Raw genomic sequence first — 8,593 nt, forward strand, 5'->3', positions numbered from 1 at the left:
AGAGCGCGTCGTAGTGCTACCCGAACTCGACGACGACCGTTGCAAGGATCGCGTCTCCTACGTCGACTGACAGGACTCCGTTTATGTTGAACGTACCCGTGCTGATCGCCGGCGGGGGGCCAGCAGGAATGAGTATGGCCCTGCTGCTCGACCGATTCGGCATTGACAGTTTGCTGGTCGAGCGCAGACCGACCACCACAGCCCATCCGAAATCCCGGGGCTGCCATGCCCGCACGATGGAGCAGTTCCGAGTGTGGGGTATTGAGGAACGGGTTCGACGGGCGGGCCTCCCGCAGGAATCCGACGTGGCCTGTTGGTGTGAAAGCCTCAGCGGCCCGCTGGTGGCCTACACCCAGCCTGCCCCGACCACCAACACTCCCGCGCCGCGTTCCATCGTCCCGCAGGACGCGGTGGAGGAGGCGCTCGACGACAAGCTCGCGAGCTGCCGGCGAGCGCGGGTCGAGCGGTCAACGGAACTCGTGGACTTCGAGCAGGATGCCGAAGGTGTCACTGTCCGACTGCACCGGGTCGCCGATGACCACACCTACAGTGTGCGCGCGCAGTACGTGATCGGGTGCGACGGGGCATCCAGTCGAGTGCGCGATCACCTCGGAGTGGTGATGGATGGACCGGAGCAGATGGCTCTGATGGCCAACCACTATTACCGCGCCGACGTGGGTCACCTCCCCCACGTGCGCAGCGCAATCGGATTCTTCGTGCGACCGCGCGACCGCGCGAAAGAGGACACCATCGTCCTGGCCACTGGACCCACCGGTGACCGCTGGCTGTCGGTGCAGAAACTGGCCGATGGTGAAGAGCCCATGTCGGAGGCCCGACTGGTCGAGGCGGTGCGCGAGCAATGGGGTATGCCCGACCTCGACGTGGAGCGCATCAATGTCATGAACTGGAAGATGAGTGCTCAAGTCGCGCAACAGTTCCGCGTGGGCAGAGTGTTTCTCGTCGGAGATGCGGCGCACCGTTTCCCCACAGCTGGCGGCAACGGTCTGAACTCAGGTGTTCAGGACGCGCACAACCTTGCGTGGAAGCTGGCTGCGGTGCTCGCCAGCAACAGCGGAGACGCCTTGCTGGACACCTACGAAGCTGAACGTCGCCCGGTAGCACAGTCCAATACCGCCTTCGCAGTTGGAAACCAGCACCGCATCAACAAGATGGAACAGGCTTTCGACCGTCGTGACGAGGATCCTGAGACGTGGCGGCAACTTCTGCGCGAACAAGACAACCAACTCCACAGCGATGGCCAATCCATGGGCTACATCTACACCGACGGAGCGATCGTCGACGACGGCTCAGTGGTGCCAGCGCATGACGCACAACGGTATTGGCCGACCGACCGGCCCGGGGCACGGTTCCCGCACTTCTGGATCGACGCCGAAGAAACAGAATCCACCATCGACTGGTTCGACACGTCGTTCGTGCTGGTATGCGGCCCGGACGCCGACGAATGGCAGCGGATCGGCGAGGCGCTCGCCGCGACCGTCACCACGGCGCTCCAGGTCAAGCGGCTGCCGCACTTGCTGGGGCCGGTGTCCATCGAGCGCAATGGTGCCGTACTGGTGCGTCCCGACGGTCACGTGGCCTGGCGGGCGAAGACAACCGGTGAGGCCGACGAACTGCGTTGCGCGCTGGCAACAGTGCTCGCCGGTGGCACCCGCAGCAGCGAATCTAGCCCCATCTCGGCACTCACTTCGAGGAGTTAACGATGCCCACCCTGCCCGTCTACGGCAACCCCGATGAACTCAGCGAGCCCTTGAGTTCGTATACCCACGTGTCCCAAGCCGGCGGACTCGTGTTCGTCGCCGGCCAGTGTGGCCTCGACCAGGACAACGCCGTCGTCGGACCGGACGTGACCAGCCAGACCTCTCGCGCCTACGAAAACATCATCACAGCGCTTGCGTCTGTCGAACTCTCGCTTCGGCACGTCGTGCGGTTCGTGACCTATCTGACGTCCGCCGACCTCATCCCCGAGTTCTACGCCGCACGGCGGGCGTTCTTCTCGGCCCATTACCGCCCGGGTGAATACCCGCCCAACACACTGTTGATCGTCAAGAGTTTGGTGCGGCCCGATCTCCTCGTCGAGATCGACGCCACGGCGTGCGTGGGATGACGGGATGACCGAACAACTCTCGACGCGCGGCGCCAAATTGACCCGCTTCAATGCGGCGGTCGTCGGTCTGTGCCTGTTCATCAACGTAGTCGAAGGCTTCGACGTTCTGGTGATGGCGTACGCGGCAAGTGGGGTCGCCGAGCAGTGGTCGCTCAGCGAGTCGGCAGTTGGCCTCCTGCTCAGCTGCGGGCTGGGCGGAATGGCGCTGGGATCGGTCTTCATCGCTCCCCTCGCCGACCTATTCGGCCGTCGCGTCGTGACAACCGCCGCGCTCGTCATGTGCGCAGGCGGAATGGTCGTCGCGGCGGCTGCTCCCAACGCCGCCGTAATGGGTTTCGGCCGGGTACTCACCGGACTGGGCGTCGGCGCGACGGTGGCGAGCCTTCCGGTGATCATCACCGAGCTCACACCACAGCGCCTGCGGGGCACCATGATCGCGCTTTACGCAGCCGGACTCCCGGCGGGCGGAATCCTCGGCGGGGCCGTTGCCGCCCTCCTGGTGGAGCAGCACGGTTGGCGAGCGCCCTTCGTCGTAGGTGCCGTGCTCACAATGGGTTTGGTGGCGGTGGTGGCTGCGGTGATGCCCGAATCACGACAATCGCGCAACCACGATGCCCAAACATCCGATGAATCACGAACCCATGCGCGGTCGATCTTCGGCTCGCGCACCGTGGCCACCTCGGTATCGCTCTGGTTGGCGTACTTCGTGCTGATGGGTGGCTTCTACTTCGCCGCCAGCTGGACACCTCGACTACTCGAGCAGTCCGGGTTCTCCGGTCAGCAGAGTGTGGGAGCCGGTGTGCTGCTCAACGTCGGCGGCATCGTCGGAACGCTGGCATTCGCAGCTCTGGCCTTGAAGGCATCCCGGGCGTCGCTCACCGTCGTCGCATTCGTGGCCGCGGGACTGGCCTTCTTCGGCATGACATTTGCACTCAGCTCGGTAGCCGCGACACTGATGGCGACGGTCGTCATCGGCTTGTTCGTCAATTCTGCGGCGGCAGGACTACATTCCATCGGTCCTGAGCTCTATTCGACGTCGATCCGGGCGACCGGTATGGGGTTGGCCATGGGGGTGGGCCGGATCGGGGCGCTCGTCGCCCCGGTAGTGGCCGGGGTGCTGCTGGACACCGGGTGGCGCCCGGACGCACTCTTTCAACTCGTCGCCTGGCCGATGCTCGTCGCGGCTGGAGCCGTGCTGTTGATCGTCACCCGAAACCGCGGAAATCCCATCGGTCAACGCAGCCCCCGTATTCCAGATCAAGACCCGTCTCGCGAAGGGAGCCATTCATGAGGGCCGTGCAGCTTCAGGATTACCACAAGACCCCATCGGTCGAGGAAGTGCCCGATCCGACGCTGTCCGGACCCTTGGATGTCATCGTGCGCATCGGTGGTGCCGGGGTGTGCCGTACCGATCTCCACATCATCGAGGGGCAATGGCAGGAAGCAATGCAACCACGGCTGCCGTATACCCTCGGCCACGAGAACGCCGGGTGGATCGAAGAGGTTGGGCAGGGCGTCACCAACGTCGCAGTGGGGGACGCGGTGATCGTGCATCCTCAACCGTCCTGCGGGCTGTGCATGGGGTGTCGCTGCGGTAATGACATGTCCTGTGACAGCGCAGTCTTTCCAGGGGTCTCCAACCATGACGGTGGCATGGCGGAGTACCTGCGGACCACGGCCAGGGCGTGTGTCAAGTTGTCCCCGGACACCAACCCCGCTGACGTTGCCGCCCTGGCCGACGCTGGACTGACGGCCTACCACGCTGTGCGGAAGGCGATTCCGCTTCTCCCGCCCGGAACAACTGCCGTCGTCCAGGGAGTCGGTGGGCTGGGGCACATAGGCATTCAAGCTCTAGCGGCATTGACGGCCACGAGAATCATCGCAGTCGACACAAACGGTGCCGCGCTCGAGCTGGCACAGAGTATCGGCGCGGATGCCACGATCACCGCAGACGGATCCCATGTCGAGCACGTCAAGGACATGACACGAGGCCGGGGTGCCGACGTCGTGTTCGACTTCGTCGCCGAAGGCGGTGCTGAGCAGGATGCGTGGGCAATGACGGCGTCCGGCGGCTCGCACTACATCATCGGGTATGGCGGCGAATTGCGGGCCCGCACTGCCGATTTCGTGCTCGGACAGAAGACGGTAGTCGGCAACAGCGTTGGTAGTTACCGGGAGCTGGTGGAGCTGATGGAGCTCTCGCACTCGGGCAGGGTGGCGCTGCACAGCCACCCTTATCCACTGGAGGACGCGGCGTCGGCCTTCGATGACCTCGCCAACGAGCGGATCCGCGGCCGAGCCGTCCTGGTTCCGTGAGCATGAACGCCTACGAGTTGGCCGACCCCGGACTGCTGGCCCCGAAACCGGTTCAGATCTTCGATCACGCGCTGTCGTATCTCGGTGTGAAGTACGAAGTCCTTCCTGGTTGGCGCCCGCTGACGCTCGATTTGCACGTCCCCGCCGACGTCGCCGCTTCGACCCCGGTGGTCATCTATGCCCACGGCGGCGGCTTCTCCGTGGGGACCAAGGAGATGGGTCCGTGGGCTCAGCTTCCCCGGCACGGATTTGCCGTTGCATCGATCGACTATCGCCTCAGCAACGAAGCCGGTTATCCGGCTGCGCTTTTCGACACGCTCGCAGCGATCCGGTGGGTGCGCGACAACGCAGCCACCTACAACCTGGACCAACGTCTTATTGCGGGTTGGGGCAGCTCGGCCGGGGCATATCTCATGGCGCGCGCCGCTTTCAGCGACCAAGCCGCGGTGCACCTGTCGGCTCTCGTACTGCACTATCCGCTGATCAATCCTGCCGAGGCCCCGTCGCTTCGATCGTTTTTCGTCGATCTTGATGATGACGCCCTAGCCGAGGCGTCGGTGTCTCGTGCCGTGTCCCACGCAGCTCATCTACCGCCCGTGCACGTCAGCCATGGCGACGCAGATCGACACGTTGACCTCAGTCAGAGCGTCCAAGTGCATCAGGCCATCCTGGCCGCCGGCGGAGTTTCCACCCTGAACATCGTCAAAGGCGCAGTGCACGCCGACGCGCGGTTCGCTGCCCCCGAACTAGTCGACCCCGTAGTGCGATTCCTCAAGGAGATGACGTGCGTATCGCAAACCTGAACGGCCGGGCCCACCTGTTGTGCCGGGATGAAGCGGTGGACATCGCGCAGGCCAGCGCCGGCGCCTTCGGGCCGGACCCCATGAGTCTGTATCAACAGTGGCCAGACTTCGTCGCGTGGGCTAGTGCGCAGTCCGAGTTCACCACGAGCAGGGACTACAGCCCAGAGGAACTGGGTGCTCCCATCCCCCAACCCCGGCAGGTATTTGCAATCGGATTGAACTACGCCGAGCACGCGGCTGAAACTGGCATGGTCGGCACTAGCGGCGGCATTCCCCCGCTGTTCACCAAGTTCGCCACATCCCTGACCGGGCCCCACGGCCACATCATGCTGAGCGGCTCGGCCGTCGACTGGGAAGTGGAACTCGTGGCTGCGATCGGCATCGAGGCGACGAAGGTCACCGCGGACACAGCCTGGGATCACGTTGCCGGCCTGATGGTGGGCCAAGATCTCAGCGACCGCGAGGTCCAGATGAGCGGACCATACCCCCAGTTCTCCCTGGGCAAGAGTTTCCCTGGCTACGGGCCGACGGGTCCAGCCCTGGTTACCCTCGATGAGATCGCAGGCAGTGACCCGCTCCGGCTCAGATGTTGGGTCAATGACGAGCTCGTCCAGGACGCGACCACCGATCAGATGCTCATGTCGATCCCCACGCTGATCGAGCGCATCTCGGCGGTATGCACCCTCTACCCAGGCGATCTCATCTTCACCGGCACCCCAGCGGGTGTCGGCATGGGCCGGACTCCACCGCGATATCTCCAACCCGGCGATGCTCTGCGCACCCGTATCGACGGAGTTGGCGAAATGCTGCACGCCGTCACCGTGCGTTAGTCAATTAGGGCGTATCTGACTGAATCCCGGTGTTGTGCCCGAGGCCCGTTTCCGATCCAGATTCAGTTGATGCGTTTGATCGAGCCCAACCGAACGTCTGCGACAGCCATGACGCCCGGCACGCTGATCTCAAAAGGCAGTGGGCTGGACTCACCCGCGTTGCCGCCGAGTGGTTTTCGCACCGATCTTCAGGTACTGCGGGCCTTCGGGTCCGAGACCGGATTGGCGGGCCAGCTGGATCCCCGATCGCGCCACTGATTGCAGGTGGCTCAATCGGGAGCGTTCCCAAGCCTGAATCGAGTCCTCGGCCAAGGGCCGTCCGGGTTCCCAGTCGGCCAGGGCTGCCGCCAACCCGGCGGCGTCGCCAAGCGCCTTCGAGGTACCCGAGGCCGTGTGCGGTCGCACCGTACCGGCGGCATCACCGATCAAGGCCACGTGATCGGCCATCATTCGGGCCGGGGCAAGGTCGTACACCGGCTGCAGAAAGACCCGTGAGTGCTTGATCAGGTTGATGAACGGTTGCGGCAGTTGCTGATCCGCCAGGTCGCGCAGGGCGGTCTGGGAGTCGTCGCTGAGCTCTCCGGGCGGCAGGAACTGGTCGAAACGTTGGCCGCTGCGTCCGGTCATGAGCTGATCCATCCGCACTTCGTCGGTGTTGACGTACCAGACCCAGTTCACCCGACGCTGACCCGGCGAAGTCTCACCGGTGAGCCCTGGCACGAGGTAGCACAGCATTTGCAGGCCGCGCACGGCGAACATGGTGAACCGCTCGGCGAGTAGATTCACCACTTCCTCGGGCAGGTCGGCCTCGGGTTCGAGCCCTCGAAACGCCACGTAGCCGCTATAGCGGAGGTCGTCGCGTCCGGTGAGCAACCGGCGGACGGTGGAGCCGATTCCGTCGGCGCCTACCACGATGTCGCCGGTCGACGAGTAGCCGTCGGCGAACGTCGCGGTGACTTCACCGCCATCGCGGGTGAGCCCAGTGAGCGTGCTGTCCATTCGCATGCACAGGTCGCCGAGAGGGTCGCGCAGTGCGTGATACAGCGTGTCCCAGGCGGTCATCCACTGCGGAGCCGTATACCGGTGCGGCTCATCGTGGCGGTGCAGCTGTTGGCGTTCGGCGAGCAAGACGCTGACCGAGGGCACCGACCGCCCGATTTGGGCGAGCAGGTCGGCGACCTCCCGCTGCATGACGATACCCGCGCCGCGTGGCTGGGTGCGGTCCACTGATCGTTCGTAAACAGCGACGTCTGCTGCGGTGGAACGCATTTCGTGGGCGCAGGCCAGGCCCCCCAGTGACCCGCCGATGATCAGGGTGCGCATCTCAGCGGAACGCCCGCGAGTAGCGCACCGGGTGGGGCAGTTCATGGCCGAGGTGGTCGGCGGCTTGCCGGATCCAGGCCGGGTTGCGCAGCAGCACTCGGGCCAAGAACACCGCGTCGGCCTCTCCATCGCCGATGATGGCGTCCGCCTGGTCGGGTTCGGTAATGAGACCTACTGCGGCGGTCGGAATGTCGATCTCCTTGCGGATGCGTGCCGCGAACGGGACCTGATAGCTGGGCGAGACCGGGATAGCGGCGTCAGGTGCTGATCCTCCTGAGGAGACGTCGATCAGGTCGACCCCGAGCCGCTTGAGTCTGTCGGCCAGTTCAAGAGTGTCGGCCAGCGTCCACCCGGGACGATCGTCATCGGTGTCGCCGGCCAGCCAGTCAGTGGCCGAAACGCGGAAGAAAAGAGGCAGGTCGTCGGGCCATTTCGACCGGACTGCTTCGACCACTTCCAACGCAAAGCGCATGCGATGTTCCAGGGGGCCGCCGTACTGATCGCGGCGGTGATTGGAGTGCGGTGAGAGAAACTGATGGATCAAATAGCCATGCGCGCCGTGTATTTCCAGTGTCTGAAATCCGGCGTCGACGGCCCTACGGGCGGCAGATGCGAACGCATCAACAATGGCTGCGATGTCGTCAATGCTCAGCTCGGTGGGAGCCGAAAGTCGACCGAAGGGCACCTCGCTGGGTCCAACGGTCGTCCAGTCCTGATGGGGTGGCAGGGCATCGTCAGTCCACGGAATGCCGGTAGATCCCTTGCGTCCCGCATGCACGATCTGAATACCAGGCACCGCGCCGTGAGCCTTGAGGAAGTCGGTGATGCGGCGGAAGGACTGTGTCTGGTGGTCGGTCCATAGCCCGAGATCATGGTGGCTGCTCCGCCCCAGCGGATCCACCGCGGTGGCCTCGACCATGACTAGCGCGGCACCAGCCACCGCCCGTGAGCCCAGGTGCTGCAGATGCCAGTCGGTCGCAGAACCCGTCCTAGGACCCTCGGAAACAGCAGCGAACTGCATCATCGGCGACATCCAAGCACGGTGGGCGTAGGTGATGTCGCGCAATGTCATTGGAGTGAAGAGGTGCGGCATGACGGCCCTCTCACGCCTTGAGGAATTCGAGGAGGTCGGTGTTGATGACGTCGGCATGCGTGGTGGGCATGCCGTGCGGGAAGTTCTCGGCGTAGGTCTTCAA

The 8,593-nt window shown here is 64.4% G+C and carries 8 protein-coding genes and 1 pseudogene; 6 read left to right on the forward strand and 3 right to left on the reverse strand.

Annotation, left to right across the window (positions count from 1 at the left end; genetic code table 11):
* The first annotated feature begins 83 nt into the window (after nucleotides 1-83).
* From ABW137_RS02930 to ABW137_RS02955, 6 genes are read left to right on the forward strand one after another with little or no spacing between them, the layout of a single operon-like run.
* A complete protein-coding gene (locus tag ABW137_RS02930) occupies nucleotides 84-1,718 on the forward strand; it encodes an FAD-dependent oxidoreductase (protein ID WP_526396715.1) in 1,635 nt (544 codons plus the stop codon).
* A gap of 2 nt (nucleotides 1,719-1,720) precedes the next feature.
* Nucleotides 1,721-2,125 carry a RidA family protein gene (locus ABW137_RS02935; RefSeq protein ID WP_526396717.1) on the forward strand — a complete coding sequence of 135 codons (405 nt, stop codon included), beginning with the start codon at nucleotides 1,721-1,723 and terminating at the stop codon, nucleotides 2,123-2,125.
* A gap of 4 nt (nucleotides 2,126-2,129) precedes the next feature.
* Entirely contained in the window at nucleotides 2,130-3,416 is a 1,287-nt protein-coding gene (locus tag ABW137_RS02940) for an MFS transporter (RefSeq protein ID WP_526396719.1), read from the forward strand.
* Nucleotides 3,413-4,441, forward strand: coding sequence for an NAD(P)-dependent alcohol dehydrogenase (locus ABW137_RS02945; protein WP_526396721.1), 1,029 nt, complete (start codon nucleotides 3,413-3,415; stop codon nucleotides 4,439-4,441). Before ABW137_RS02940 ends, ABW137_RS02945 begins: the two co-directional genes overlap by 4 nt.
* Nucleotides 4,442-4,443: 2 nt before the next feature.
* Nucleotides 4,444-5,244 (forward strand): alpha/beta hydrolase, encoded by an 801-nt coding sequence (locus tag ABW137_RS02950; RefSeq protein ID WP_526396728.1) that lies wholly within the window; start codon nucleotides 4,444-4,446, stop codon nucleotides 5,242-5,244.
* Nucleotides 5,226-6,074 carry a fumarylacetoacetate hydrolase family protein gene (locus tag ABW137_RS02955; RefSeq protein WP_526396723.1) on the forward strand — a complete coding sequence of 283 codons (849 nt, stop codon included), beginning with the start codon at nucleotides 5,226-5,228 and terminating at the stop codon, nucleotides 6,072-6,074. The genes ABW137_RS02950 and ABW137_RS02955 overlap by 19 nt, the downstream gene beginning before the upstream one ends.
* A gap of 150 nt (nucleotides 6,075-6,224) precedes the next feature.
* Here the strand turns inward: ABW137_RS02955 and ABW137_RS02960 are convergent, their stop codons facing one another.
* The 3 genes and pseudogenes from ABW137_RS02960 to ABW137_RS02970 form a co-directional block, all read right to left on the reverse strand.
* On the reverse strand, nucleotides 6,225-7,442 hold the full coding sequence (locus tag ABW137_RS02960; protein WP_526396725.1) for an FAD-dependent monooxygenase: 1,218 nt from the start codon (nucleotides 7,440-7,442) through the stop codon (nucleotides 6,225-6,227).
* Entirely contained in the window at nucleotides 7,399-8,490 is a 1,092-nt protein-coding gene (locus ABW137_RS02965; RefSeq protein ID WP_526396727.1) for an NADH:flavin oxidoreductase/NADH oxidase, read from the reverse strand. The genes ABW137_RS02960 and ABW137_RS02965 overlap by 44 nt, the downstream gene beginning before the upstream one ends.
* A 10-nt stretch (nucleotides 8,491-8,500) precedes the next feature.
* Nucleotides 8,501-8,593, reverse strand: a pseudogene (locus tag ABW137_RS02970) (alpha/beta fold hydrolase); the annotation flags it as partial.

The organism is Mycobacterium sp. (genome assembly GCF_040509115.1).
Classification (GTDB): domain Bacteria; phylum Actinomycetota; class Actinomycetes; order Mycobacteriales; family Mycobacteriaceae; genus Mycobacterium.

Coding starts and splice junctions, on each gene's coding strand:
- ABW137_RS02930 (WP_526396715.1), top strand. CDS start 84: ATGTTGAACGTACCCGTGCTGATCGCCGGCGGGGGGCCAGCAGGAATG.
- ABW137_RS02935 (WP_526396717.1), top strand. CDS start 1,721: ATGCCCACCCTGCCCGTCTACGGCAACCCCGATGAACTCAGCGAGCCC.
- ABW137_RS02940 (WP_526396719.1), top strand. CDS start 2,130: ATGACCGAACAACTCTCGACGCGCGGCGCCAAATTGACCCGCTTCAAT.
- ABW137_RS02945 (WP_526396721.1), top strand. CDS start 3,413: ATGAGGGCCGTGCAGCTTCAGGATTACCACAAGACCCCATCGGTCGAG.
- ABW137_RS02950 (WP_526396728.1), top strand. CDS start 4,444: ATGAACGCCTACGAGTTGGCCGACCCCGGACTGCTGGCCCCGAAACCG.
- ABW137_RS02960 (WP_526396725.1), bottom strand. CDS start 7,442: ATGAACTGCCCCACCCGGTGCGCTACTCGCGGGCGTTCCGCTGAGATG.
- ABW137_RS02965 (WP_526396727.1), bottom strand. CDS start 8,490: ATGCCGCACCTCTTCACTCCAATGACATTGCGCGACATCACCTACGCC.